The organism is Deltaproteobacteria bacterium, from assembly GCA_016709225.1.
GTDB lineage: Bacteria > Myxococcota_A > Polyangia > Nannocystales > Nannocystaceae > Xiheibacterium > Xiheibacterium phototrophicum.
The window spans coordinates 1,025,842-1,052,008 of the sequence record JADJEE010000012.1; the positions used below are offsets into that span (position 1 = coordinate 1,025,842).

Consider the following 26,167-nt stretch of genomic DNA (forward strand, 5'->3'; position numbering starts at 1 on the left):
TGCCCGGCGGTCGGCGCTTCGATCCGTCGTCGCTCGCCACCGCACCACCGATGGCGCGGGACGCTGGTATGCTGGCGCGACGATGCTCCATCCCCACGTCGGCGTCGGCCTCGCGCTCGCCACCGCGGCCTTCGGTTGCGCCCTGCTCAACCCGTATCCTGGCGGCGGAGATCCGAACAAGGCGCTGTCCGACTCGGGCGCGGGCAAGGGCGGATCGCCATTCGACACCGGCGACCCGCAGGAGCCGCTGTTCGATCCCGCGGTCGACACCAGCGTGAAGGTGGTGTCGAACGTCGACAAGGTCGTCGCGATCCCGGGCTCGTCGTTCGTGATCGATCTGGCCTTCATCGCCGAGAACGCCAACGTCGTCGGCGGCGGCATCCAGTTCCCCGGTTCGTCGGAGATCCAGTGGACCTTCATCGACGGCCTCGAGGGCCTGTCGAGCGGCGACATCCGCTTCGGCTACGTGGTCGACAAGAACGTCTGCAACGGCATCCCGAACCTCTGCCACGAGATCACGACCACGCAGTTCGCGGTCGCGCGCAACGCCGACGGCGGCGACGTCGACGGCGACGGCAGCAAGGACGGCGAGTTCGTGGTCTCGCCCGGCAAGGAGGTCAAGGTCGTGCTGCAGTGCTCGACCTGCGACTCCGAGAGCTGCCAGGATCTGCTGCCCGCGGGCGAGTGCTTCTTCTGCGGACAGCCCGATGTCTGCGTGGAGTACTTCGACCGCTGCCTCGCGGAAGGTCAGCCCAACGCGATGGACGAGTCGGAGGTGCAGCTGTTCGACACGCTGTTCGGTGAGGACGGCATCCTGTGGTCGACCCGCGATGGTTGCGTGGTCGGCGAGGGTGCATGCTCGAAGGCCCAGGAAAACGCGGAGACGATGCCCGATGAGTGCGGTCTGTAGCCTGCGTTCGACCCTCGCGATCGGCCTCGTCGGCGCGCTGCTGCTCGCGCCGCTGCCGGCTGCGGCCGCGCCCCACGGCAAGGCCAAGAAGCCGCCGGCCGAGACCACCGCAGCACCGGCCGAGCCCGTGGCCGAGGCGGCGCCGCCGAGCGAGCCCGCCACCGCGGCACCGCCGGACACCACCGACGTCGCCGAGACGCCACCGCCCGCCGAGGAGCCCCCGCCGGCGACGGACGAGCCCGCCAGCGACGACGAGCGTCGCGCCCGCGCGGCCAAGGAGTTCTTCGAGGGCTCGCAGAAGTACGAACTGGGCCAGTACCCGCTGGCGATCGAGCACTTCGAGCGCGCATGGGAGCTGAGCCAGGAGCCGCTGCTGCTCTTCAACCTCGGCCAGGCCAACTGGAAGTGGTTCGAGGTCGATCCCGACCCCGAGCACCTGCGACGCGCGCGACAGTCGTTCGACAACTACGACAAGCGCATGCGCGGGACCAAGGACTACGACCCGACCGAGGTGCATCGCATCCTCGAGCGCATCGACGAGCAGATCACCAAGGCGGTCGAGACCGCCGATCAGCGACGCGAGCGCGAGCTGCGGGCACTCGAGGAATCCGAGCGCCGTCGCCTGTGGGTCGAGCGCGAGCGCCGTATCGTCACCAACTTCAACGCCACCGGCATCACCCTCATCACGCTCGGCAGCCTCACGCTGGCGATGGGTTTCGCCGGCCTGCTGACGCGCGTGGCCAACAAGATCGTGCTCGACAACGCCTCGGGCGGACCGCGCACCGTCAACTTGCAGAGCGCCGAGGAAGACGCCAAGCACCGCAACGGGTTCCTCGTGGGCGGTCAGCTGGCGTTCAGCGGCTTCATCATCGGCGGCATCTTGCTGCCGGTGGGCATCACGCTGAAGGTGTTGGGTGGTGTCCGCGAGCGACGTGCGCTGGGTAGCAAGCGCGACAAACCCAAGAAGGCCGACGTCGCAGTCACCGGCGACGGGATCCGCGTTCGCTTCTGACGCCGAGGATCTCGCCCCACGCACGCGGTCGGCCCGCCACATCCGCCGCCCCATGCCAAGTGCCGATGGTGCGGCCGCGTCGCGGATCGCCCGTGATCGAGGGGGCGGTGCGCTCGCATCGCGCCCGTGGTGGGCCACCTTCCACGGCGAGCGCCGTTGCCGATCGCGGTCGTGAGTAGCCACCCACGGCGCCCCTGCGACCTGCGCTGGCGCAATGGGAGCCATCGGATACCCTGCCGCGAACCGAGGAGCCCGCACGCCATGGCACTTTCATTCGAAGAGTTCAAGGCAGGTCTGGACGAACGCGAACGTCGACGCGCGCTGCTCACCCGCGACGGCCGCCCGTACTTCGTGCTGCTGAGCCAGCAGTTCACGCGCCCGGACATCGATTCGCTGTGCGACACCGCGACCTCGATCCGCCGGCTCGAACGGCACGTCGACGGTCGCGAGTTCCTGCGCGGGCTCCTGCGCGGCGTTCGCATCATGAACCTGTTCGCGCAGCCGAGCACGCGCACCGCCGAGTCATTCATCGCGGCGGCCGACAAGCTCGGCGCGATCTCGCGGCTGGTCAGCGACCTGCGGACCTCGTCGTTCGCCAAGGGCGAGTCGATCGAGGACTCGGTGCGTACGTTGTCGAGCTTCTTCGACGCCATCGTGACCCGCCACCAGGACGACGAGTTCGCGTTCCGGGCCGCGTGGTCGCTGTCGTGCAGCCGGCGGCCGATCCCCGTCATCTCGGCGGGCAGCGGCAAGAGCCAGCACGTCACGCAGTCGCTGCTCGACATCTACACCCTGCGCTACTCGTTCGCCGACAACGGCGGCGTCGACGGCAAGGACGTCGTCATCATCGGCGACATCGCCCGCAACCGCGCCGCGCGGTCGCTGGCCTACCTGCTCACGCGCTTCGAGCGGCCGAAGATCCACTTCGTGTCGCCGGCCGCCTTCGCGCCCGACGACGAGCTGCTGCGCTACCTCCATCGTCACGAGGTCGCAACCACGCAGCACGAGTCGCTCGAGCCGCTGCTGCGCAGCTCCGGCATGAACCTCGACGCCATCTACGTCACCCGCCTGCAGCAGGAGTGGGACCGCGGCAACAACGGCATCCCCGACGCCGGCGAGCGCGGCAGCAGCGAGGACTACGTGCTCAAGTCGGAGTACCGCAGCCTGGTGCGCCCCGACTGCGTCGTCATGCACCCGCTGCCGCGCGTGAACGAGCTACCCGAGTCCTGGGAAGACCACCCCGGGTTCATGGTCTGGCGGCAGGTCCGAAACGGCATGTGGATCCGCGCTGCGCTGTTCGCAGCGACCTTCGGTGCCGATGGCGAGATCCGATCGCGCGCGGCTCGACTCGGCCTGCTCTGATCCGCCCCGCCGGTCGACCCGCGTGACACCGCGCGGGCCACCACGCGGGCCACCACGCAGGCAAGCACGCAGACAACGGTGCACTCGATGCGCGCGGCATGATCCCGCCCACGCTTCGCTCACGGCGACGCGACGGCGGCGCTCGATTCGGCATCCTGGGCGTCAGGCGGATCCCACCCGAGCCAACCCAGCCGCCGCATCGACGCCGCCCATGAACTCCGGCGCACGCTCTGGGCGCGCGTGCGCGGCGTAGGTCGAGAGCCGCCAGAGGTTGCGGTTTGCCGGGCCGTTGTGCGATCCTGCCGGAAAGTGTCGGACGGCAATCCTCGCGACCCCGGTGACGGCAAGCCGACGGGCGTCGCCGGTCGACCGCCGCCACCGCCACCGAGCAAGCCCAAGGCCGTCGGAGCCCCGACGCCCGCACCGCGCGAGCCCTCGCGGCCGATCGCCGTGGGTGGTCCGAAGGCCCCACCGCCGCCTCCGATCGCGGGCGCGCGACCACCGGCACCGCGACCGCCGGTCGTGACGGCACGGGATCCCGCACGTCCGTCGGCGGTGCCGGCGGCTCCGACCAAGCCCATCACGACCACGCGCACGCCAGCTCCGAATCCGCCACGCGCCGCCGCGCCGAGCACGATCCCACGGCCAGTCGCGAGCGCGCCCAGCCGGCCGATCGCGACCGCGTCGCCGGCGACCAGCCGCGCCGTGGCGGGCAGCTCGTCTGCGCCGACGCCGGCGCCAGCGCCAGCGGCCGCGAAGGCCGAGCGCAGCCGCTTCCGAGCACTGCACCGGCTGTGGCGCCACCCGCTGGGCGAGGTCAGTGCCGGCACCGACGCGACCACCGGCGCACGCATCTCGGTGATGGTGCTGCACGCCGGGGCCACGGTGCCCGACGCGATCCTCGAGTCGGCGCGCACCGCCGCGCGCGTCGCAGCGGGGCTCGCCCATGCCGCGGTGATCCGCCCCGTCGACGTGCAGCGGATGGCCGACGGTCGCATCGCGATCGCGACCGAGCCGTTCGAAGGCACACCGCTGCTCAACGTCGCGCGCAACCAACCGCTGCCAGTGGTGCGGTCGGTCGCGATCCTGCGACAGGTCTGCAAGGTGCTGGCCGCCGCCCACGACGTCGGGCTGGTGCACCGCGCACTCACGCTGGGCTCGCTGGTCCTGCGCGCCAAGACCGATCGACCCGACACCGTCGCGGTCACCGATTTCGGCGTCGGGCCGCTGCTCGAGGGCGAGATCACGATCCTCAAGGAAGACGCCGCGCAGCAGCCGGTGAGCCCCGAGCGCATCTCGGGCGCCCAGATCGACGCCCGCGAAGACCTCTACATGCTGGGGTGCATCGCCTACGCGCTGTTCACCGGCGGTCCGCCGTTTCGCACCGGCACCAGCGACGCCGTCAAGCGCCGCCACGCGATCGAAGATCCGATGCCGATCGCCGATCGACTCAAGGGCACCCGCGGTGCACCGCCCGCGATCGCGCAGTGGATCCATCGCTGCCTCGCGAAGGAACCCGACGACCGCTTCGCCGACGCGGCGGAGGCCGAGGCGGCGCTGTGCCTGGCGCAGATCGAGGCCCACGTGCAGACGCCGTGGGACGATCTGCCGCCCCCCGATGTCGACGCCGCCATCGTCACGCGCATCACCGCGGGCCTGCGCCGCGGACCGGCCACGACGGCGGCCGACGATGCCTATGACGACGAGGTGACGATCATCCGCGGTCCCAGCCACGACGCATTGCTCGAGGGGCAGACCACGGTCGTGCGCGGCGGCGAGGCCGAGCCGATCGAGGAGGTCTCCTCGCAGCAGATCGACGTCACGCGGCTCGATCGCGACGACACCGTCGTCACCCACGCCGACGACACCGTCGCGACCGCCAGCCCCCGCGCCAACGAGGCCACCGCGATCTCCCGCCGCGACGAGATCGAGGGTGCCATCGACGACGGGCCGCTCGATCTCGAGGGCGCACTCGCGCAGCCGACCTTCGCGACCGTGCCCTCGATGGCGCCCGAGCCCAAGCCGAGCCCGGCGCCCGCGCTCGAGCCGCCCGAAGCGGCGGATCGCACGATGGTGTCGCGGATCCCGAGCGCGCCGTTCGACGTGCCGGATCTGCCGGGCATGGCGGCGGCCGACGCCGTCGATCGCACGCTGCCGGCGCTGACGGCCCCGAGTGCACCGCTGCAGTCGAGCATCCCGACGCTGCCGGGAGCGCTGCCGCAGTCGAGCATCCCGACGCTGCCGGGCGCATCGCCGCAGTCGAGCATCCCGACGCTGCCGGGCGCATCGCCACAGTCGAGCATCCCGACGATCCCCGGCGCGCCACTGACGTCGAGCACCTCGACACCACCGAGCGCCGCGGCAGCGGAGCACCCCGACGCGCCGTCGCCCGCCGCCGACGTGCCGCCGCCATCGCCGGAACCCAACCCCATCACCGCGCCCGCGTTCGCGGCACAGGTCATCGCCGGCTCGCCGAGCGAAGCCCCCGGCGAGGCCGGCCCGATCACCGCGCCCGCGTTCGCGGCACAGGTGATCGCGGCGTCGCCCAGCGTCGCCCTACCGACGAGCCCACCGCCCGCGATCGTGGTGGCCGCGATCGAGCCGCCCGCTGCGAGCGAGCCGCCCGCCCCTGCCATCACCCCACCGCCCTTCGCGGCGCAGGTGATCGCGGCGCCCCCGGTCGCAGCGCCCCCGGTCGCGGCGCCTCCGGTCGCAGCGCCCCCGGTCGCGGCGCCCCCGGTCGCGGCGCCCCCGGTCGCGGCGCCTCCGGTCGTCGCGATCGCACCGACGCTCGCGCAGCCGCTCACGACGACGGGCCCGCTGGGTCCCGCGCCACTGCCCTCGCACCTCGCACCGCCGTGGCCATCGTCGCCGAGCGGCCTGACCGGTGCCTATCCGTCGGCCGGCGCGTCGATGACCGACTTCGATGCCTCGATGATCGCGGCGATCCCTGGTCGCAATCGCGGCCTCTGGATCGCCTTGATCGTCGCGGGTGTGGCGGCGGCGATCGTGGTCGCGGTCGTCATGATGCGGCCGCCCGACGATGCGCAGCCGAAGCAGGCCGACGGCGGCGGTGCCAGCGAGCCCGCGACCCCGGCCAAGACCATCGTCGCGGCGCCCAAGCCCCCCGACGACGGCGTGAGTGACTTCGCGGCCACCCCCAACGACCTCGCGGTCGCAGGCGATCGCGCGCTCGCGGACGGTCGCGGCGGCGACGCGGAGGCGCTCTACCAACGCGCCATCGTGCGCGAGCCGAGGCACCTGGGCGCACTGCTGGGCCTCGGTCGCGTGCAGCTCGCGGCCGGTGATGCCGAGAAGGCCGCTTCGTACTTCCGTCGCGCGGTCGGAGCCCATCCCAACGACGGCGGCGCCCGCATTGCGCTGGGTGACGCGTTGGTGAAGCAGGGCAACGTGACCGAGGCGCGCAAGCAGTACAAGAAGGCGAAGTCGCTCAAGCACCCCGACGCCGCGGCGAAGCTCGCCGCGATCTGAGCCGCCCCGAACGACGAAAGCGCGTGCCGGGGGTGCCGGTCACGCGCTTCGTCGGGGACACACGGGCGAGGCTCGCGAGCGGGGCTCGCAGCTCGCATCACGGGGGCTCGATCAGCCGGCCGAGTCCTCGGGCTCCTCGCCACCGCCGTCGGTGCCCTCTGGATCCTCGCCACCGCCGTCGGTGCCCTCTGGATCCTCGCCGCCCTCGTCCTCGTCGTCATCGGGCGTGCCGTCGTTGTCGTCGTCCTCGTCGTCGTCGTCGGACTCGCCGTCGTTGTCGTCGTCGTCGTCGTCGTCCTCGTCGTCGAGGCCGTCATCGTCGACATCGTCCGCGTCGTCCTCGTCCTCCGAGTCCTCGACGCCGTCGTCGTCATCGTCGCTGTCGTCGGCATCCTCGACGCCGTCGTTGTCGTCGTCGGAATCCTCCGAGTCGACGATGCCATCGCCGTCACGATCGACCACGGGGTCGCTGCTGGCCTGATCACAGCCAAAGGTGGCGAGGCCGAGGGCGCACAGAACCGAAAGGGACAGGGAGCGGGTAATCATCGTTGGGCTTCTCCTGCCGCCTCGATGCGCGAGCGGACGATTGCTTACGGCGAATTCTCGACCCGACCCAACTTTCGCGGCGTGTTCGTAGCCGAAGCTCGGCCGATGTAGGCCCGCGCCTGCGCCGCGTTCGGCCGCTCGACGGCCGCTCAAACCCCGCGCATCAGCCCCAGGGCTGCATCGCACGCAGTTGCTCGACTTCGAGCACGCCGCGCTCCAGCTCGCCCGTCGCGGCGTCGAAGATCCGCCACGCCTGCGTGTGGCCGAACAGCGGCTGAGCCTCGACGAACACACAGCGCAGCTCGCCGGGCTCGAACCCGCACTGCGCTTGGACCGCGCGGAGCAAGCCGTCGTGGTGCAGGTGGCCATCGCCGAAATTCCAACCGAGCACCAGACCCGCCACGAGCTCGCCATCGACGTGCTCGTAGTCTTCGTAGCGCTCGACCGCGCGCGGGATCAACAGCGGCAGCGCGCGTCCGTGCAGGTGCATCATCCGAAAGCCCAATACCTTGCCGACCAGCCCCACCGAGGTGCGCCGATCGTACATGCGATCGAGCTGCGCGTAGATCCACGGCGCGCTCTTGGTGAGGCGCTCGAGCTTGGTGTGGCTGTCGCCGCGGAACAGCCACACACCATAGGCCCAGTTGCCGGCGTAGTAGCGCATCGCGAGCAGGAACGAGACCGCGTGCGGCCACAGGTTGCCAACCAGCGGCACCAGCACGAGCATCACGACCAGCAGCGCGCCGACGGCGAGCGACGCGGGGTCGCTGCCGACCGCGAAGGCGGTCACGCCGGGATGGGCCCAGAACAGCGCGAAGCCGCCATAGACCACCATCGCGTTCCACTCGATCGGGACCCCCATCGGCACGTTGCTGGTGATGTAGCCGTGGAGCATCAGCATCAGCGCGATGCCGACCACCAACGAGGCGCCGCCAGGGCTCGACGCCAACACGATCGGGACCCCGAACTCGAGCGAGGCACCGGCGTGGGCCATGATGCCGGCGAGCCTCGAGGGCCGCAGGTCATCGGGGTAGCTGCGGTACATCCGACGGCGCAACCACGCCCAGCGTGTGAACGGCGAGTTGCTGGTCATCACCGCCACCACCGCGGGGAAGTGCGGCCCGATCTTGGATACACCCGCCCAGAACCACAGCGCCAGCGCGACCGCCTTCGCACCGGCGATCGGCTCGGCCGCGAAGGTGAAGCAGATCAGCGTGGTCCAGTAGTGTTCGCCGCGCGCCGCCAGGAACAGGGTGCGATCGGCGACGCCCATCACCACCACCGCAATCACCACCGGCAGCAGCTCGGTGGGGCCCGGCACCTCCGTGACGAGCACGCGTAGCGACAGTGCAATCGTGGCCGCATACAGCAGCACGTCGACGATGGTGCGGCGGGAGCCGCCCAGCAGCGGCGCGCGCTCGAACAGCGGCAGCTTCGTGGTCCCCGGCCGCAGGAAGTAGAGGAAGCCGCCGACCGGCGGGAAGTAGCGCCCCGTGAGCGGGCCGCTGCCGCATCCGAGTCCCAGCAGCTCGAACACCATGCTCCACGTGATCGCCTTCACGAACGCGATCGGCGACAGCCACCACCGCGCGATGTCCGTGGCACCGCCGAGCTCCGGCGAGAAGCCGCAGAACCACACCCACGCGCCGACATACGCCGCGAGCTTGATGGCATAGACCAGATACACGGCCAGCGGCGTGCCGTAGCCCTGCATCGCCCACGACTGGCACACCATGCGTCCGCGCTCGGCCAGCGGCTTGGTGATCCACTCGAGCGGGTCGTACGGTGGCGGGGTCGGATCGAGCAGCCCCATGTGGGGCCACTCTACCGACGGCGTCGCACCAGCGCGAGCACCAGCAGCAGCCACGGCGCGTCATCGGCCGCAGGCGTCATGGCGCAGCGCGACCGCGTGCCGCCGCCGGTGGCCCCCGGCGCACCACCGGTGCCGCCTTCGCTGCCACCGGTATCGCTGCCGCCACCCGCAGTACCGGCGTTGGTGCCGGAGCCCTCGTCGCCGGGTTGTCCTTCGCGGCACTCACCGGCGACGCAGCTGGCCCCGTCGTCGCAGACGACATCCTCGTCGAGCTGGTCGTCGCAGTCGTCGTCGAGGAGGTTGCAGGTCTCCTCGCTGGGCTTGCCGGGATCGCAGTTCGCCGGATCGCAGGTCCAGGCCTCGCGCGCACACCAGCCGACGCCGCAGATCGGCCGCACGCGCTCGTCGACACGACCATCGCAGTTGTCGTCGTACAGGTTGCACACCTCTTCGGCGCCGGGGTGCTTCTCGGCGTCGTTGGGCTCGCAGTCGCCGGCCTCACCGGCGTAGCCGGGCGTGCCGACACAGCCGACCACCGTATCCGTGCTCGCGCCCTCGACCGCACCGTAGTAGCCGTCGCCGTCGGCATCGGGATAGAGCGTGATGGGGATGGCGTCCTCGTCGATCTCGCCATCGCAGTCGTCGTCGCGCTTGTTGCAGAGCTCCTCGGCGCCGGGATGGACGCTCTCGCGGGTGTCGTCGCAGTCGCCGCCCGCCATCGCGTGATCCGAGGGCGCAGCACCGGCGCACTCCAGCCGCGAGGCGTCGTCGCGGCCGTATGCATCGTCGTCGAAGTCGAGGAAGTACTGCTGCCCCTCGCAGCCGTAGACCAGATCGAAGTGCGCCGAGTCGCCCTTGTCGCCGCTCGACGAGCCGTTGCCGTTGCCCACCAGCACCGAGATCGCGAACCGGACCGCACCGGGCGAGTTCGGTGCCGTCCACCGGAAGTCGAACGAGGTCGATCCGCCCGACATCGACTTCGGCTGCGAGTGCGTGAGCCCGGCGGGGACCGTCGCGAGGCCCTCGCCGCTGATGGTCGTCATGCTGCCGGCGTCGGCCTCCACGAACAGGCCGGCGACCGCACCGCCGGCCGACGACACCGAAATCGTGATGACCACCTGCTCGCCGGGATCGATCTCGGACTGCGACGACTCGAGGGCGAGGGTGATGTCGCCGCCGCCGTGGCAACCGACGCAGCCGGGCCCCGGCTGACCGTTCGAGTGCGCGTGCGCGACCGATCCCACGACCAACGTGCCGATGGCACCGAACCCCACTGCGCGCAGCAACCGCATCTGCGTCGTCGAGCATCGCACGAAGCCCGCGCGCGGAGTTCGGCGGACGGCCGCGAACGACTTGGCCTCGAGCGAGCTCGGGCGCTCTGGCCGAGTCACCGTGGCGGCCTACGAAAAATTCATCCACCTTCGGGCCGCCGCGTTCGTTCGCCGCCCTGCGTCGAGCGGGCGCCATGGGGGCACGAGGCGCGGGCGCCGGCGTTTCGACACCGACGGATTCCCGGCGGTGCAAAGCGACAACTCGGATCCGCGAAGCTGCAAGTCGTGACATCGAGGCGCGTTGATGCGCGTGGGTGGCCGCGTTCGGACCCGATCGGCCCGCACGGTCGTTGGCATGACCCGTGCTCTGTCCCGGTTCGTCCCTGCGGCCCTCGCCCGTCGCCCGCGCCCCAGAAGCCCCGATGACCACCGCCCTCACCGCGCTGCTCCGCCGTCTGCTGCCCCGCCCAGGTGACGCGACGGCGTCCGAGCCGATCGCCGCGCGTGCGCGGATCCGCGGTGCTGCCGGTGTGCTCGAGGTGCGGATCAACGGCCTGGGACGCGAGCTGCTCCACGTGTCGCGGGCCGGCGGCCTGCCGCAGACGCTCGAGCGGGGCCGCGCGATGCTGTCGATCGAGGACGAGACCGGCGCGCTGCGCATCGACATCCCGGTCGCGGTGATCACCGGCGGCGACCATGCGTGGGTGCTGCGCATGCTCGCGCCGCCGCTCGTGCTGCGCCGTCGCACCATCCGCGATCTCACCCTCGCCGAAGCACTCGGTGTGGGCGCGCCCCCGCTCGGCATGGTCGCCTGACCGGCGCGTCAGCCCTCGAGCAGCGTCACCGGCATCATCACGACGTGGCGGGGCGCGACCAGACTGCGCACCACGGCGAGGATCTCCTTGGCGCGCGGCGCCGCCTCGAAGAACTCGAGCACGATCGACTTGCCCTCGATGCTGGCCAACGAGTCCTTCTCCCGCGCGGTGTGACCGAGACCCGCACGCGCATCGAACACCGTCACGCCGCGAACGCCATGATCGTCGTGCAGGTGCTGCAGCAGCTGGTTGACCCTGGCCCGACGCTCGGTCAGGTACACACGGACCAGCAGTGCCTCGCGCTTGTCCATGCGGGGCACATCGGCCGAGTCCGCCCCGGACTGAACCCGCGCCCACCATGGCGGGCGCGCCGGGGGGCGCCGCGTGAGCTTGCACCGCGCGGACCCGCGCGGCCCCTAGAGAAGCGAACCGCTAAAGTCACGCGGCAAGTGCGGCCTGCAGCTCGATGAGGTTGGCGACGGCGGCGTGGCGCCGGAGGTCGAGCGTGTTCTTGCGGGCGCCCTTGTATCGCGCGCGGTCGCTCTGGAGGCCGCCGATGCGTGCGAGCCTGTGCTCGACGACGACTCGAGCGCGAAGATGCTGTCGTCCGTGCTCAGTCGCTCTGCGAGCCTCGAGTTTGCGATGCAGGCTCATGGGGGTGGATTCGGATCGCGCGACCAGCCTTGGCATCAGTGCATCGCGCTCGTAGGCGACAGCGATCGCAGGTCTCGGCACCGAAGTACGCGGTGGGAGTGTTGGCGGAGTACTCGGCCTGTTTGCCAGACGGACAAGTCACGAGTCGTCGGCGAAGGTCGATCTTGAAGGCGCTCTTGCCGAAGCGTCCATGCTTGTTCTGCTCGCGCCAGGGACGACAACGGACTTGCACACCGTCTCGATCGAGCGCGGCGATCTCGGGATGTGCAAGAAAGCCGCGGTCGATGAAGAGCTCGTCGAGCTCGCCGTAGGGCGCTACTTGGTCAACGAGTGAGGGTACAGCCTCGCGTTCGGGTTGGTTGGCGGGTCGCGCTTCGGCTGCGAGCACGAGCGGCGCGTCGATCGAAGTCGCGATGTAGCGCTTGTAGCCGTTGAAGGCCTGTGAGCGGGTTTTTCGGCCGTGGCGCATCTCCGGGTCGCCGACGGAGCAGACGCGGTCTTCAGCGACGCCCTTGCGGATCCGTACTCGTCTCGGTCGCTCGGGATCGGGCTCGGTATCTTGGTGGAGGACGCGCTCGAGCAGAACCGCGGCCTGCTCGACCTCACGCTCCTTCATCGCGTCGGGAGCCCGGGCGCGTGCCCAGTCCAGCAGCGCTTGTGCTTCACCGACGAGTCGTTGCAGCGCTTCACTACGCTGGTCATGATCATCCCAGTCGATGTCCAGTGCAGCCTTGATGCTGCTGCCCTGCAGCAGCGTGAGCCTGGCTTCGGCGATGATCGTGTCCTCCTCGACCGCAGCGATCTTCGCAAGTGCACTGACGAGCTTACCCATCGCCTGTCCGATCAAGTTCCAGGTGTCAGCGACGCGGCCGCGACCTCGCAGCGGCGATGAGTCGAACGCGGCCTTGAGCTTCTGCCAACCGAAGCCGCCAGTCCTCTTCGCGAGCTCGACGGTGCGCTCGAGCAATCTGCGGTCGAGGTCGTGCGCGGCCATCCGCTCGCGGAAGCGCGGCAGACTACCCTGCCCGAACGGAGCCTTCTCTTCGCCAAGTAGCCCCAGCACGAGCTGCCAGCGCGGATTCATCTCGGCTTCTTCGACCGCAGCGGCGTCGCTCGTCTGGGTGTACGCCTGCAACAGCACGACCATCGCCAGCAGCGCCGGCGGTACGGGCTCTTGACCGCGCGGCTCGTAAGCCCGAGCGAGCTCCTCTTGGAACTCCGGCGTGAACAGCTCGGCTCGGATCTCTCGCAGGAACACGAAGAAGCGGCTCGGCTTGCGCATGCGCGCCACCAGCCGCTGCTCCTCGGCGCTCAGCTTCGTAGGGACCTTCCACAGCATCGTGAGTGACCTCGCTCGCCAAACGAGATCACAGCGACACACCCTTGTCGATCCCCCTCGACCTTAGCGGATCGCCTCTCTAGCAGCCCGTGGTGAAACTCCGTGGCGCGAGAACGCTGTCATCGGACCCCGTGGCAAGACGCGAGGGCGAAGGAATACCGGGCGTATTTCGAGCTCCGAGCAACGCCGCCAAGGGGTCCGAGGGCGGTGTTATCGCGTCGCGGAGTTTCACCACGGGCTGCTAGGCCAGGAGGTCGTCGAGCGGATCGGTCGACAGCGCCTCGCCGCCGCCGAAGCTGGTCGCGCTGGGGTCGTACGCGTGCAGGCACGCCAGCGCGATGTCGGAGATGTTGCCGGCCGTCGGTAGATCCGGGGTCGCGACGCCGTTGGGGTCGTCGGCATCGTTGGGCGTCGCCTGGTGGTGGTGCCCCGGGTACTTGAGGTGGCCGCCGCCGGTGCCGATGAGGATGACGGGCTGCCGCGAGATGCTGTGCAACCACCCCACCGAGCAGTCGCTGGTGGCGTAGACGATCGTGGAGTCGAGCAGGTTGGCGCCGCCGAAGTCCTCGGCATCGCGCAGCGCCTGCACGAAGTCGGCGAGCCGCGTCATCTCGTAGACCACGCTCTGGTGCAGCTGCTCGCGCGCGGCGAGGTTGTACTGCGCGTCGTGGCTGAGCAGGTGCTTGGTCGCCGAGACGCCGATCTCCGTGTACGGCGTCTCGCCGGCGAGGCCGAGGAAGGTCACCGACGCCACCCGCGTGATGTCGCAGCGCAGGGCGTAGGTCAGCAGCTCGGCCATCAAGTGGGTCACCGGCGTGATGAGCTCCGATCCGACCGGCTCCTCGTTCTCCTCGTTGGGCTCCTCGGGCATGATGCACGGCGGCGGGAGGGCCTGCAGCTTGTGCTCGAGCTCGTCGACACCCTGCAGGTGCGCGTCGAGGCGCTGCCGGTCCTGGGTGCCGAGTCGCCCACGCAGCGCCTCGCTCTGCGCCCGCACGGCGTCGACCATGAGGGCGCGGACCTGACGATCGTCCTGCGGCGCGTCGGGCCCGGGGAAGATGCCGAACAGCGATGCCCACACCTGCTTGGGGCTCGACAGCGGCGGCAGGGCAGTCAACGCGCCGGGCTCGCCACGGAACGAGATCGCGGTGCCGAGCGAACCCGAGCCAGCGAAGGTGTTCGCCTTCGAGACCGCGACTTGCATCGATCGAACCGGCGTGTCGCCACCGATCGCATCGGCGACCAGCTGGTCGATGGAGGGCCCGCCAGCGTCGTAGCCGGCGCCCGCGAGCACGTACGGATGGCCGGTGAGCGCGGTGACGCCTTCGACGTGGCCGCCGATGTACGAGCCGACCTGGCCGAGGTTGTGGAAGCCGGTGCAGACGTTGACGTAGTCTTTGACCCCGGCCAGCGGCTCGAGCTGCTCGCTCAGGCTCCAATTGGCACCGACCTGATCGGGCTCGAAGCGATCGAGCAGGACCCCGTTGGCGGTCAGCCACGACACGAAACGACGCGGCGGCGCGCTGCCGTCGGCCAGCGCCTCGCCGTGGGCGTCGAACATGGCCTCCAGCAGCGGCAGGCCCATGACCACGCCGGCTCCGCCGATGGTCCCGCGCAGCATGGTGCGGCGCGACATGATGGATTTTCGCAGCAGATGCATTGGAACCTCCTACTGCGCCTCGGTGACCTGCTGGAACGCAGGGTTGGCGACCAAGTCGATCATGAGCGCGCGCAGGTCGTGCGACCCGGCTTCGAAGTTCGCGCTGAGATAGGCCAACGCGTCCGCGGTGCCTTCGTCTTCGACGCGACCGATGGCGTGACGGTAGAGGTTCCGCACCAGGCACGGTGACAGCCGCGGATCGTCGCGCACCAGCGCAGCCAAGCCCACGGCGTCGGCGAACGTGCCGAGGTCCTCGACCTCGCCCGAGGCGTCGATCGGGAAGCCGTTGTCGAGGTCGCGCCGCACGCCCGAGGCGTCGAAGAACTCGAACGCGAACCCCACCGGGTCGGTCTGCGCGTGGCAACCGACGCAGGGCCCTCCCTGCTCGATGTGCCCCTCCATGCGCGCCCGCAGCGTGGTCGGCTCGGTCGGCTCCGGCAGCGTGGTGTCGACGTCGCCGGGCGGCGGCGGCACGTCGTTGCAGAGCAATGTGCGCTGCACGAACAAGCCGCGCCGCGTGGGCGAGTTGCGATCGTGGTGCGAAGCGCTGGCCAACAACGCCGGCTGCGTCAGCACACCCATGCGCCCCTGCCCCGCCGGCAGATCGACGCGGTGGAAGCTACCGTCGGACGGCACCTCGAGCCCGTACAACGGCGCGAGCGCGGCGTCGACAAAGGTGTGATCGGCGTCGAACAGGCGCAGCAGATCGTGATCGCCGTCGGGGTCGAACACCACCTCGTCGACCAGCCGCAGCGTCTCCTGCCGCATCGACGCGGCGACCGTGGGCGTGAACAGCGGGAACAGCTCGGGGTCCTTCGACTTGGTGACGACATCGCGCGTGCGCAGCAGCTCGTCGAAGAAGCGCCCCACCGAGCTACGCGCGTCGGGATGGACGACCATCTGCTGCGCCAGCTCGCGCGGTGCGTCGGCGCCATCGAGCTCACCGGCGTCGATGCGCGCGAAGGTCGAGGCGTCGGGGGCTCGGCCCAGCACGAACAACGCCGCGCGGGTCACCCACTCGTCGGTCGTCAGCCAGCGCTTGCCGTCGTCACGCGGCTCACCGAGCTCCACCGCGTAGAGGAACGCAGGCGCGACCAGCATCGCGGCGACCTCGTACTGGAGGCCGACCTCGAAGCTGTCGCCGTTCTTCGAGCGCGCCAGTCGAGCGATGTCGACCAAGCGGTCGAGCTCGCCGGCGTCGATCGGCCGGCGCCACAGCACGCGGCCCAGCTGCTCCGCGACCGCGACGTAGCAGCCCTCGTCCTTGGGTCCATCGACGACACAGGGCGCCACCGCGGCGATCGATTCCGGCGCCGCGGCGGCTGCGGCCCCAACGGCGATCGCCGAACGCTCGTACTGCTCGACCGCGGCGGGCGACAGCGGCAGCGTGGCGACGCCGATCGAATCGAAGCCCTGCAGCGGCAGGTCTGGGGGCGGCACCGCGGCCGACCCCGCCGGGGGTCCGAGCACGGCCGCAATCGTCTTCACGTACTGATCGGCCCGCAGGCGACGGATACCGGCGGGCGCCGCGTCCACCTCGGGCGGCTGCGGTTCACCACCCGAGCTGTCGCTCGATCCGCCAGGCTCTGTGGTGCCCTCGGAGGTGCCGGTGCCGGTCGAGGTGCCGGCGCCGGTGCTGCCACCGTCCGCACCGTCGTCGACGGACGCAGCGTCGTCACGGCAACCCGCGAGCGCCAAGGCCACCACAAGCACGTGCCATGATCTCGAACGCTGGCCCATCGCGACCCCGGGAGCCCAAGAGACGGCTCAACCCAGGGTAATGGTGCGTTGGGGCACTTTCCATCGCCGACGCCACCCAAGAAGTGCACGACCGGCCCCGCGCAGACGCTTGCGCAGGGGTGCCGCTGCTACCATCGGCCCGTGGTTGTCCATCGGATCGCATGGCGCTTGCTGCTGCCGACCTCGCTGCTGGCCGTGGTGGCGCTCCCGGCCGCACCGGGTTGCTTTGGCCAGGACTGCGTCGCCAAGGACGACGTCGTGCCCGAGGGCGACGTCGTGACGATCGTGCTGCGCAACACCACTGGCGCGGTGCTGTTCGTCGACGCCGGCGAGGGCTGTTCGTCGACCCCGTTCGAGCTCACCCACGACGGCAAGGCCGCCAAGTGGAACCGGGGTGTCTGCGACTTCTCCTGCGAGGACGTGATCGCGGGCGACTGTGCCTGCGCGGCCGACTGCGCCCCCGGTTCGTTGGTGCGGATCGAGCCCGGCGCCAGCCACTCGATCAGCTGGGATCGCTCGATCTACGCCGTCGAAGATCTCTCCCTCGAGTGCCCCGCCGAGGGCTGCCCGACCCAGTGCAGCCGCCGCGCGGTCGCGGGCGACGGCAGCTACACCCTCACCGCGGTGGCTGGCACCGCATGCGATCCCGACTCGGGCACATGCACGTGCAGCGACGGGCAGGACGCGTGCACGCTTCCGGCACGCCTCGACGGCGAGCCGACGATCACCACCAGCGTCACGTTCGCGCTGCCCGACGATGCCGGTGGCAGCGTCGAGCTCGCGCTGCAATGAAACCGCGGCGACCCCGACGCGCGTGAATCGTCGGGGCCGCCGCCTCGGAAGCCGGCGCGGCGCATCACCGCGCCGCGTCGTCGCTCACACGAAACACTCGGGGTACTCGCTGGCGCAGTGTTCCTCGGTCCACGCCTCGGCCTCGCAGTGGGCCAACGCCTCGTCGCAGTTGGTACCGCCACCCTCGGCGCCACCACCCTCGGCGCCACCACCCTCGGCGCCACCGAAGCAATCGGGGTACTCACCCGCGCACTGCTCCTCGCTCCAGCCTTCGGCCTCGCAGTGGGCCGCGGCCTCGTCGCAGTTGGTACCGCCACCCTCGGCGCCGCCACCTTCGGCGCCGCCACCTTCGGCACCGCCGAAGCAGTCGGGGTACTCCGCCGCGCACTGCTCCTCGCTCCAACCTTCGGCTTCGCAGTGGGCGGCCGCCTCGTCACAGTTCACGCCGCCGCCCTCTTCACCGCCGCCCTCTTCGCCGCCGCCTTCTTCGCCGCCGCCCTCTTCACCGCCGCCCTCTTCGCCGCCGCCTTCTTCGCCGCCGCCCTCTTCACCGCCGCCCGCTTCACCGCCGCCCTCTTCGCCGCCGCCCTCTTCGCCGCCGCCCTCTTCGCCGCTGCAGCCCTCGCCTTCGTGCTCGCCCTCGGAGGCCGACTCGCCCTCGCGATCGGAGTTGGAGTCGTTGGTCACGTCGCAGCCGTAGAGGAACAACGGCGCGAGAACGAGGGTGCGGACGCTACGATGAAGCAGGGTGCGAAGCATGGTGATGATCTCCCGGTCGATGTGTCGTGATGGACGGCCAGGCATTCGACGCGTGCTCGGTCTCTCCCCCCCGGGAAGTCCTCGAGCGCGTCGAATGCCCGCCGCACGCCATGAGGCACGCGAGCGCGGTCGCGATTACAGCGGCCCCGAACAATTTTCGGGCGGCCGGCCCGTCGCGCTCGAAGGCCAGGCCATGGACACTTGTCCAAGGGGCGTGGCGAGGTCCCACGCCGAGGCCGCGATCGCTGCGCTGGCGCGGGCAATCCGGCCCGCCGCCGCGCCTGGCACGGATGCTGCGAGTACCCGAGGTCATGCGTCACACCAAGCTGTCACTGTCCGCCATCGCGCTCGCCTCGGTCGTCGCCGGCGCGGGCGGCTGCGAGTTCGAGCAGGCCTCCGCCGCCGAGATGCGGATGGCGGTCGACGAGTCGGTCGCCACGGGCGAGGCCTCCAACCTCGAGGACGACATCTTCGAGATCACGACTGACTTCACCATTGGCCAGGGCCTCGCCGATGCGGCCGCGCACATCCGCGGCGTGCTCGAGAGCCAGATGCCGTGTTCGACGATCTCTGCCCCCGACGCGGAGACCCTCGTGGTCGACTTCGGCACGCTCGACGACGCGTGCAGCTACGAGGGCCGCACCTACGCGGGGGTCGTCACGCTGCACTTCTCCCACGACGACGCGTCGGTCACCGTCGAGCACGGGTACGACGGTCTCACCAATGGTCGCGCGACCCTCGACGGCACCGCCACCGTCACGTGGACGCCGGCCGAGGACGGCGGCGTGACGCGGCACATCGTCAGCAGCCTCGATCACACCGGCCCACGCGGCAGCTTCCACAGCGACGCCGATCGTACGCAGCACTTTGGTGCGGACCGTGGCGCGGGCGTGTTCTCGGTCGAGGGCACGCGCACCTGGGAAGGCCCGCGCGGCCAGACCCACGCCGAGTGGACGGCGACCATCGATCTCGACTTCGCGGTACCGGTCGACGGCTCGGCCGTGATCGACACGCCCAAGGGCCACGAACTCACGCTCGGGTTCGCGCAGATCGACGACGACACCGTCGAGGTGACGGTCAGCGGCGGACGGCGCGATCGCGTGTTCCGGGTGACCCAGGCCGGCAGCGTCGACGGCTGAACCTCCTCGATGGGCTGAGCGCGGGGGCGGCCGCGGTCCCCGGGCGCGGGGCACCGTCACACACGCACCGGTGATCGTCGGTCCCCTTGGGCAACGACGATGTCGGCTTCAGTTCGGACCGTACGCGCTCGGCTTCGCGAGGCGCTCCAGACAGCCCTCGACGAACTCCGTCGGTGGGAAGAAGCGTACGCCGTCCTCGTCGATCTCGGTCGGCAGCGCCAGCAGCGTGCCGTCACGCCACCAATAGAGGCTGGGCGACAGCGAGCCCGGCCCCTCGGCGTGCCGCCGGTGGGCGAGGATCGCCATCGCGTGCAGGGTGTCGACCACGGTCAGGTCGACGATGGGTGCAAACAGCATCGTGTGCCGGTTGGGGACTGCGACCAGCGCCCCCATCGACGACACTGGATCGAGGTAGTCCTCGAGCACGAGCAGTCGTGACGTGACGAAGAACGACTCGCCGACCATCACCTGGAAGCGCGTGCCGTCGTCGAGCTCGAGCGTCTCGATCTCGACCTCGTCCTGCTCGAGCACGTTGCGCAGCGCGACTTCGTAGACCTGGTCGAGCGCGATGGGCCAGGTGCGTGGCGCCTCGGTCGGCACCGTCGCGACCGCGTCGGGCAGATCGTAGACCAGCACCGAGACCAGGTCCTCGCCGACCTCGCGATAGACCGTGCTGTCGGCGAGGTCACCCAGCGAGTCGCGGGCGTACAGCCGCACCTTGAGCATGTGGCAGACCTTGGCGTAGTCCCGCCCCAGTGCGTCGAGGTCGTGGGTATGCGTGCTCACGATGACGCGGTCGAAGTGCTCGCGCACGAGCTCGCGCCAGCCCTCGCGGTCGACCTGGTTGCACAGCTGCGCGAGGTTCTGCAGGCCGAGGCGATGCTGACCACCGCCATCGATCTCCAGCTCGGCGACCCCTTCCTCGATCACGACGTCGCCGCGCCGGGCCAGGTCGGCCTCGACGATGCGCATGAAGTCACCGAACTGCTCCTCGTCGAAGAACGTCGCCCAGCTGGGCACCCCGCGGACCTCGAGATCCTGCATGCCGGTCACCAGCCGCAGGTCCGGCCTTGGTTCTGCTCCTCGAGGTACTTCGAGAGCGGCCCGAAGTACTCGACCATCGCGCTCGCATCCATCTCGCGGCTGCCCGTGAGCACCTCGAGCGCATCGGGCCAGGGCTTGCTCGCACCCAGCTCGAGCATGGCCTTCAGCTTGGCGCCCGCGGCCTTGCTCTCGTAGATCGAGCACTCGTGCAGCGGCCCGGTGTGCCCGGCGAGCTCGCACATCGCCTTGTGGAACTGGAACTGCAGGATGTGGGCGAGGAAGTAGCGCGCGTACGGGGTGTTGCCGGGGATGTGGTACTTGGCGCCCGGGTCGAAGAACTCCTCGCCGCGCTCGCTGACCGGCGCGACACCCTGGTAGTCGCGCTTGAGCTGCCACCACGCCGCGTTGTACTGCTCGGGTGTGGTCTTGCCGGCGAACACGTCCCAGCGCCACTTGTCGATCAGCTTGCCGAACGGCAAGAACGCGATCTTGCCGAGCGCGTCCTGCATCTGCTTGTTGATGACGCCCTTGTCGTTGTCGCTGATGGTGTCGAGCAGACCGATCTTCTTGAGATAGGCCGGCGTGATCGACAGCGCGATCGCGTCGCCGATGGCCTCGTGGAAGCCGTCGTTGGCACCCGCCTGGTAGAGCACCGGCTTGGTGAAGTAGTTCATGTAGTAGTAGTCGTGACCGAGCTCGTGGTGGATGGTCACGAGGTTCTCGTGGTCGATCTTGATGCACATCTTGATGCGCAGATCGTTGTTGAGCCCCACGTCCCACGCGCTGGCGTGACAGATCACGTCGCGATCGGTCGGCTGCACGAACATCGAGCGCTCCCAGAAGGTCGGTGGCAGCGCATCGAGGCCCAGTGAGGTGAAGAAGCTCTCGCCCATCTTCACCATCTGCAGCTCGTCGGTCTTCTTGGCCTTGAGCGCCTTGGTGACGTCGATGCTGGGCTCACCGGGGAACGGCTCGAGCATCGGGTAGACGTTCTGCCAGTCCTGCTGCCACATGTTGCCCAGCAGGTGCGCCGGGATCGGGCCGCTGGCGGGGACCTTGTCGCCGTACTTGTCGTGCAGCTTGGCGCGCACGTGGCAGTGCAGCGCCTCGTAGAGCGGCTTGACCTGGCCCCACAGGCGCTCGACCTCCTGCTCGAAGGCCTCCGGCGGCATGTCGTACTTCGATCGCCACAGCACGCCCATGTCCGCGAAGCCGATGTTGCGCGCGCCCTCGTTGCCGAGCTCGACGAAGCGCGTGTACAGCGGGCGCATGTCCTTGGCGGTGGCGTGCCAGCCCTCCCACGCGTCGAGCTGCTTGGCGTAGTCGCGGTCGTTGGTGAGCACGTCCTCGAGCTGACCGAGATCGCGGCAGGCCTTCTTGCCGGTGCCCTTGCAGTACTTGCCCTTGCCGTACATGCCGTCGAGCTTGGCCATGATCTGCGACAGCTCTTCGCGCTTGGCCGCGTCGTCGGGGGCCGGCAGCGTGCTCGAGAGCTTGAGCAGGTCGATCTGGCGTCGGACCTCGGGGTCGCCGGTCCAGCCGTCGAACTTGGTCGCGAGCTTGATGGCCTTGGTCTCGTAGGCCATGGTCTCGGCGTTCGCGGCCGCGGCGGCCTTCTCGGTCTCGTCGGTGATGTTGGTGGCCTTGGCCCACTCCGCGGTGCCGCCGGCGACATAGAGCCGACGCAGCTCGCCGTCGACCTCCTTCACGAACGCACGCGCCTCCTCGTCGAGCGCCGCGGCGGCGGGGTCGGGCTTCGCATCGGGCTTGGCGTCGGCCTTCGCATCGACCTTGGCATCACCCTTCGCGTCGGTCTTGGCGTCGCCCTTCGCGGCGACACCAGCGGCCTTGACGTCGGCCTTGCCATCCTTCGCATCGGGGGCCTTGGAGCCGCACGCGGTGAGCAGTGCGAGCGTGACGAACGTGAGCGACGACGACGATCGGATCGACATGGCGGCTCGGACGGTATGCCCGTGCGCCGCTCTTTGGCAACCGGTTCGGCGCCGGTCGACGCGCTGTCGCTTGCGTAAGCGGGGGTGCTCGCCTCGACGGGGGTGTTGACCTCGCCGAGACCGGGCGACCCCGGGGTTCGTCCCACCCTCGCGACCGGCGGTCGCCAAAGCCGCTACACTTTCGCGCGATGACACGACGTGGTTGGCTCTTCATCGCGTGCACGCTCGCCGCGGGGTGCTTCGACCCCACCGATCTCACGGGCGCAGACACCGACGCGGGCTCGAGCGGATCGACCGCCGCGACCTCGACTGCCAGCGACACCAACGCCACCACTTCGGTTTCGAGCGACAGCAGCGTGACCGGCGAGGTGACGCTCACGGGCACGACGTCGGCGGACTCGAGCGGTGGGTCGAGCTCGGCGTCGAGCGCCGACGGCAGCAGCAGCAGCGGCACCGTCGACACATCGTCTGGCGGCAGCGAGACCACTGGCGGTCCGGTGTCGTGCGACCTGTTCGATCCGATGTGCCCCGACGGGTCCAAGTGCAACGCCTTCGCCGACGACGGCGGCAGCATCTGGACGGCGTCGCAGTGCTTCGACCTCGATCCGACGCCCGCCGAGATCGGCGAGCCGTGCACGATGAGCGGCAGCCCGACCAGCGGCATCGACGATTGCGAAGCTGGCTCGCTGTGCTTCGACTTCATGGGTGGCGATCTCGCCGGCGTGTGCCACGAGTACTGCGGTGGTTCGCCCGACATGCCGACGTGCCCGTCGGGCTTCGCCTGCGCGGGCCTCGACAGCACCGGGGTGGTGTTCCTGTGTCTGCCGTGGTGCGATCCACTGCTGCAGGACTGTGCCGACGGCGACGCTTGCTACCCCGTCGGCGACGCGTTCGCCTGTGCCCCCGACGCCAGCGACGGGGCCGGCTACGGCGACGGCTGCAACTTCGTGAACGGGTGCAGCCCGGGGCTCTTCTGTGCGAGCGCGGCCGGCGTGCCCGGCTGCGTATCGGCTGGGTGCTGCACCCCGTTCTGCGACCTGTCGGATCCCATGCCCAACTGCCCCGGCCAGGCCGGCGGACAGGAGTGCGTGCCGTTCCTCGACAGCCCGCCGGCGGGCTTCGAAGACATCGGCGCGTGCATCATCCCGGCGTGACGCCGAGCGCATCGCGGAGGTACGGCGCGGTGCGGCTGTCGCCGCAGCTCGCCACCTGCCGTGGTGGGCCGGCCGCGACCACGCGGCCACCGTCGTCCCCAGCGCCCGGACCCATGTCGATCACCCAGTCGCTGCCCGCGACCAGCTGCATGTCGTGCTCGACGACGACGACGGTGTTGCCGGCGGCCACCAACCCCCGCAGCTGGGCGACGAGCAGCTCGACGTCGGCGGGGTGCAAGCCGGTGGTGGGCTCGTCGAGCACGTACAGCGCGTCGCCCCGCTGCACGCGCTGCAGCTCGGTCGCGAGCTTGATGCGCTGCGCCTCGCCGCCCGAGAGCTCGGTCGCGGGCTGCCCGAGTCGCAGGTAACCCAGCCCGACCTCGCGCACCGCCGTGAGCGCGCGCGCCAACGCCGGCTCCGCGGCGAAGAAGGCGTGCGCCTGGTCGACCGTCATCGCGAGCACGTCGGCGATGTTGCGACCGTCGACGAGGATCTCGAGCGTCTTGGGATCGTAGCGCGCGCCATGGCAGCTCGGGCACGGCGTGCGCACGCTGGGCAGGAACAGCAGCTCGACCATCACCGAGCCCTCGCCCGCGCAGGTGCTACAGCGGCCCTTGGCGACGTTGAAGGAGAAGCGGCCGGCATCGTAGCGACGCGCCCGCGCGGCCTTGGTGGCCGCGAAGATGCGACGCACGTGATCGAAGAGGCCGGTGTACGTCGCGAGGTTCGACCGCGGCGTGCGACCGATCGGCCGCTGGTCGACCTGCACCAGGCGACGGATGTTCTCGAGCCCCCCGACGATGCGTCCGGTGGTGGGCACCGCGGCGGTGCGCTCGAGTGCGTCGACCTCGTCGTCGTCGCCGCCGTCCTCGAGCGACTGGCCGAGCGCGCTCGCGACCAGCTCGACCAGCGCTTGTGCGACCAGGCTCGACTTGCCCGAGCCCGACACGCCCGTGACGCACGTCAACACACCGAGCGGGATCTCCACCGCGAGATCGCGCAGGTTGTTGCGGGTGATGTCGGCCAGGCGCAGCCAGCCACGCGGGGCCCGGGGCGGATCGGCGGGCGCGCGTGCAGGCGCGAACAGGTGCGCGGCCGTGCGCGACGCCGCGACCCCGCGCAGGCCCGCCGGCGGCCCGCTGTAGATCACGCGCCCGCCCGCACTGCCGGCCCCCGGCCCGACATCGACGATCCAATCGGCGCGGCGGATGACATCGATCTCGTGCTCGACCACGAACAGCGAGTTGCCGGCCGCACGGAGCTGCGCGAGCGCGTCGAGCAGTGCCTCGGTGTCGGCCGGGTGTAGCCCGGCGGAGGGCTCGTCGAGCACGTACACGACCCCGAACAGGTTCGAGCGCACCTGCGTCGCGAGTCGCAGGCGCTGCAGCTCCCCCGGCGACAGCGTCGGCGTGCTGCGGTCGAGCGAGAGGTAGCCGAGCCCGAGCCGCACCAACACGTCGATGCGCGCCAGCAGATCTTCGGCGATGCGCTGCGCCACCAACACCCGCTCGGGGTGCGCCGCGGCCTTGCATCCGCCGTGTTCACCCCGCGCCGCCGGCCGCAGCAACGCTGCGATCTCGGCCAACGGCAGCGCGCCGAACGCTGCGATGTCGCGGCCCGCGAAGGTCACCGCCAAGGCCTCGCGACGCAGCCGCTTGCCGCCGCACTCGGGGCAGTCGATGCCGAGCATGTACTGCGCCACGCGCTTCTTCATCAGCGCGCTGTCGGTGTTCGCGAAGGTGTGCATCACCCAGCGACGCGCGCTGGTGAAGGTGCCCATGTAGCTGGGCTCTTGCTTGCGCTTCAGGGCCCGACGGACCTCCGCGGGCGTGAACCCGGCGTAGACCGGAACCGTCGGGGTCTCTTCGGTGAAGAGGATCCAGTCGCGGGTCTTCTTGGGCAGCTCGCGCCAGGGCAGGTCGACGTCGTGGCCGAGGGTGGTGAGGATGTCGCGGAGGTTCTGCCCGTGCCACGCCGGCGGCCACGCGGCGACCGCCCGCTCGCGGATCGTCAGGCGATCATCGGGCACCATCGAGCGCTCGCTGACCTCGTAGACGCGCCCGAGCCCGTGGCACCGCGGACACGCGCCCTGCGGGGTGTTGGGCGAGAACGCCTCGGCGTGGACGATCGGCGCCTTGCGAGGATAGTCGCCGGCGCGGGAGTAGAGCATGCGCACGAGGTTCGACAGCGTGGTCACGCTCCCGACCGACGAGCGCGTGGTCGGGGTCCCGCGCTGTTGCTGCAGCGCGACCGCGGGCGGCAGCCCCTCGATGGCATCGACCGCGGGCACCTGCATCTGCTGGAACAGCCGCCGCGCGTACGGCGAGACCGACTCGAGGTAGCGGCGCTGGGCCTCGGCGTAGAGCGTGCCGAACGCGAGCGACGACTTGCCGGAGCCCGACACGCCGGTGAACACCACCAACGCGTCGCGCGGCAGATCGACGTCGACGTGCTGCAGGTTGTGCTCGCGGGCACCTCGCACCCGCACCATGCCCGGACTCACGGCACCGAACGATGCGTCGGCGGACTTGCGGCGGGCGCTCGCCATGCGAGGGCCGCGGTGTACCACGGCCGCCCGGCGGCGGCGGCTGGTGCATCGTGCACACCACCCGTCACTTCGGCCAGCGCGAGCGCTTCGGGCCCCGTCGTCGGTGTAGCTCCGAGAACGCGCGCATCCGGCGGCGTGGCGGCCGAGCGGCCCCACCACGACCCC

The 26,167-nt window shown here is 70.4% G+C and carries 19 protein-coding genes; 8 read left to right on the forward strand and 11 right to left on the reverse strand.

Features of this window, described 5'->3' with window-relative positions:
- Positions 1-82 precede the first annotated feature (82 nt).
- The 4 genes from IPH07_29225 (at position 83) to IPH07_29240 (ending at position 6,776) form a co-directional block, all read left to right on the forward strand.
- Complete coding sequence (locus IPH07_29225; protein MBK6921517.1) at positions 83-910, forward strand: hypothetical protein; 828 nt, start codon at positions 83-85, stop codon at positions 908-910.
- Entirely contained in the window at positions 894-1,922 is a 1,029-nt protein-coding gene (locus IPH07_29230) for a hypothetical protein (protein ID MBK6921518.1), read from the forward strand. The genes IPH07_29225 and IPH07_29230 overlap by 17 nt, the downstream gene beginning before the upstream one ends.
- A gap of 261 nt (positions 1,923-2,183) precedes the next feature.
- On the forward strand, positions 2,184-3,284 hold the full coding sequence (locus IPH07_29235; protein ID MBK6921519.1) for an aspartate carbamoyltransferase: 1,101 nt from the start codon (positions 2,184-2,186) through the stop codon (positions 3,282-3,284).
- Positions 3,285-3,593: 309 nt separating this feature from the next.
- Positions 3,594-6,776, forward strand: coding sequence for a tetratricopeptide repeat protein (locus IPH07_29240; GenBank protein MBK6921520.1), 3,183 nt, complete (start codon positions 3,594-3,596; stop codon positions 6,774-6,776).
- 111 nt (positions 6,777-6,887) lie between these two features.
- On the opposite strand, the gene IPH07_29245 is transcribed toward IPH07_29240, so the two are convergent.
- From IPH07_29245 to IPH07_29255, 3 genes are all read right to left on the reverse strand, one after another.
- Positions 6,888-7,322 carry a hypothetical protein gene (locus IPH07_29245; GenBank protein MBK6921521.1) on the reverse strand — a complete coding sequence of 145 codons (435 nt, stop codon included), beginning with the start codon at positions 7,320-7,322 and terminating at the stop codon, positions 6,888-6,890.
- 163 nt (positions 7,323-7,485) lie between these two features.
- A complete protein-coding gene (locus tag IPH07_29250; GenBank protein ID MBK6921522.1) occupies positions 7,486-9,135 on the reverse strand; it encodes a DUF3556 domain-containing protein in 1,650 nt (549 codons plus the stop codon).
- Positions 9,136-9,146: 11 nt separating this feature from the next.
- The gene (locus IPH07_29255; GenBank protein ID MBK6921523.1) at positions 9,147-10,427 is read right to left on the reverse strand and encodes a hypothetical protein; all 1,281 of its coding nucleotides are present in this window, start codon (positions 10,425-10,427) and stop codon (positions 9,147-9,149) included.
- Positions 10,428-10,828: 401 nt separating this feature from the next.
- Here IPH07_29255 and IPH07_29260 point away from each other — a divergent pair, with 401 nt between their 5' ends.
- Positions 10,829-11,221, forward strand: coding sequence for a hypothetical protein (locus IPH07_29260; protein ID MBK6921524.1), 393 nt, complete (start codon positions 10,829-10,831; stop codon positions 11,219-11,221).
- An 8-nt stretch (positions 11,222-11,229) separates the two neighbouring features.
- Here the strand turns inward: IPH07_29260 and IPH07_29265 are convergent, their stop codons facing one another.
- The 4 genes from IPH07_29265 to IPH07_29280 form a co-directional block, all read right to left on the reverse strand.
- Entirely contained in the window at positions 11,230-11,532 is a 303-nt protein-coding gene (locus tag IPH07_29265) for a DUF190 domain-containing protein (GenBank protein MBK6921525.1), read from the reverse strand.
- Between the two features lie 302 nt (positions 11,533-11,834).
- Positions 11,835-13,022, reverse strand: a complete 1,188-nt coding sequence (locus IPH07_29270) for a transposase (GenBank protein ID MBK6921526.1) — start codon at positions 13,020-13,022, stop codon at positions 11,835-11,837.
- Between the two features lie 433 nt (positions 13,023-13,455).
- Entirely contained in the window at positions 13,456-14,874 is a 1,419-nt protein-coding gene (locus tag IPH07_29275) for a DUF1552 domain-containing protein (GenBank protein ID MBK6921527.1), read from the reverse strand.
- Positions 14,875-14,883: 9 nt separating this feature from the next.
- Complete coding sequence (locus IPH07_29280; protein ID MBK6921528.1) at positions 14,884-16,587, reverse strand: DUF1588 domain-containing protein; 1,704 nt, start codon at positions 16,585-16,587, stop codon at positions 14,884-14,886.
- Between the two features lie 168 nt (positions 16,588-16,755).
- On the opposite strand from IPH07_29280, the gene IPH07_29285 reads away from it, so the two are divergent.
- Positions 16,756-17,406 carry a hypothetical protein gene (locus IPH07_29285; GenBank protein MBK6921529.1) on the forward strand — a complete coding sequence of 217 codons (651 nt, stop codon included), beginning with the start codon at positions 16,756-16,758 and terminating at the stop codon, positions 17,404-17,406.
- A gap of 84 nt (positions 17,407-17,490) precedes the next feature.
- On the opposite strand, the gene IPH07_29290 is transcribed toward IPH07_29285, so the two are convergent.
- Positions 17,491-18,165: a hypothetical protein gene (locus tag IPH07_29290; GenBank protein ID MBK6921530.1), complete on the reverse strand. Its 675-nt coding sequence runs from the start codon at positions 18,163-18,165 to the stop codon at positions 17,491-17,493.
- Between the two features lie 311 nt (positions 18,166-18,476).
- Between IPH07_29290 and IPH07_29295 the strand changes: the two genes are divergently transcribed.
- Positions 18,477-19,304, forward strand: coding sequence for a hypothetical protein (locus tag IPH07_29295; GenBank protein ID MBK6921531.1), 828 nt, complete (start codon positions 18,477-18,479; stop codon positions 19,302-19,304).
- Between the two features lie 108 nt (positions 19,305-19,412).
- On the opposite strand, the gene IPH07_29300 is transcribed toward IPH07_29295, so the two are convergent.
- Together IPH07_29300 and IPH07_29305 are read right to left on the reverse strand one after the other, a co-directional pair.
- The gene (locus tag IPH07_29300) at positions 19,413-20,357 is read right to left on the reverse strand and encodes a hypothetical protein (GenBank protein MBK6921532.1); all 945 of its coding nucleotides are present in this window, start codon (positions 20,355-20,357) and stop codon (positions 19,413-19,415) included.
- Positions 20,354-22,300, reverse strand: a complete 1,947-nt coding sequence (locus IPH07_29305; protein MBK6921533.1) for a M2 family metallopeptidase — start codon at positions 22,298-22,300, stop codon at positions 20,354-20,356. Before IPH07_29305 ends, IPH07_29300 begins: the two co-directional genes overlap by 4 nt.
- 188 nt (positions 22,301-22,488) lie before the next feature.
- On the opposite strand from IPH07_29305, the gene IPH07_29310 reads away from it, so the two are divergent.
- Positions 22,489-23,454 carry a hypothetical protein gene (locus IPH07_29310; GenBank protein MBK6921534.1) on the forward strand — a complete coding sequence of 322 codons (966 nt, stop codon included), beginning with the start codon at positions 22,489-22,491 and terminating at the stop codon, positions 23,452-23,454.
- Here the strand turns inward: IPH07_29310 and IPH07_29315 are convergent.
- Complete coding sequence (locus tag IPH07_29315) at positions 23,441-26,002, reverse strand: excinuclease ABC subunit UvrA (GenBank protein ID MBK6921535.1); 2,562 nt, start codon at positions 26,000-26,002, stop codon at positions 23,441-23,443. The genes IPH07_29310 and IPH07_29315 overlap by 14 nt on opposite strands.
- Positions 26,003-26,167: the final 165 nt, after the last annotated feature.

What these genes read in the sequence shown, in the direction of transcription:
- IPH07_29225 (MBK6921517.1), top strand. Translation starts at nt 83, where the DNA reads ATGCTCCATCCCCACGTCGGCGTCGGCCTCGCGCTCGCCACCGCGGCC.
- IPH07_29230 (MBK6921518.1), top strand. Translation starts at nt 894, where the DNA reads ATGAGTGCGGTCTGTAGCCTGCGTTCGACCCTCGCGATCGGCCTCGTC.
- IPH07_29235 (MBK6921519.1), top strand. Translation starts at nt 2,184, where the DNA reads ATGGCACTTTCATTCGAAGAGTTCAAGGCAGGTCTGGACGAACGCGAA.
- IPH07_29245 (MBK6921521.1), bottom strand. Translation starts at nt 7,322, where the DNA reads ATGATTACCCGCTCCCTGTCCCTTTCGGTTCTGTGCGCCCTCGGCCTC.
- IPH07_29250 (MBK6921522.1), bottom strand. Translation starts at nt 9,135, where the DNA reads ATGGGGCTGCTCGATCCGACCCCGCCACCGTACGACCCGCTCGAGTGG.
- IPH07_29255 (MBK6921523.1), bottom strand. Translation starts at nt 10,427, where the DNA reads ATGCGGTTGCTGCGCGCAGTGGGGTTCGGTGCCATCGGCACGTTGGTC.
- IPH07_29260 (MBK6921524.1), top strand. Translation starts at nt 10,829, where the DNA reads ATGACCACCGCCCTCACCGCGCTGCTCCGCCGTCTGCTGCCCCGCCCA.
- IPH07_29265 (MBK6921525.1), bottom strand. Translation starts at nt 11,532, where the DNA reads ATGGACAAGCGCGAGGCACTGCTGGTCCGTGTGTACCTGACCGAGCGT.
- IPH07_29270 (MBK6921526.1), bottom strand. Translation starts at nt 13,022, where the DNA reads ATGGTCGTGCTGTTGCAGGCGTACACCCAGACGAGCGACGCCGCTGCG.
- IPH07_29275 (MBK6921527.1), bottom strand. Translation starts at nt 14,874, where the DNA reads ATGCATCTGCTGCGAAAATCCATCATGTCGCGCCGCACCATGCTGCGC.
- IPH07_29290 (MBK6921530.1), bottom strand. Translation starts at nt 18,165, where the DNA reads ATGCTTCGCACCCTGCTTCATCGTAGCGTCCGCACCCTCGTTCTCGCG.
- IPH07_29295 (MBK6921531.1), top strand. Translation starts at nt 18,477, where the DNA reads ATGCGTCACACCAAGCTGTCACTGTCCGCCATCGCGCTCGCCTCGGTC.
- IPH07_29305 (MBK6921533.1), bottom strand. Translation starts at nt 22,300, where the DNA reads ATGTCGATCCGATCGTCGTCGTCGCTCACGTTCGTCACGCTCGCACTG.
- IPH07_29310 (MBK6921534.1), top strand. Translation starts at nt 22,489, where the DNA reads ATGACACGACGTGGTTGGCTCTTCATCGCGTGCACGCTCGCCGCGGGG.
- IPH07_29315 (MBK6921535.1), bottom strand. Translation starts at nt 26,002, where the DNA reads ATGGCGAGCGCCCGCCGCAAGTCCGCCGACGCATCGTTCGGTGCCGTG.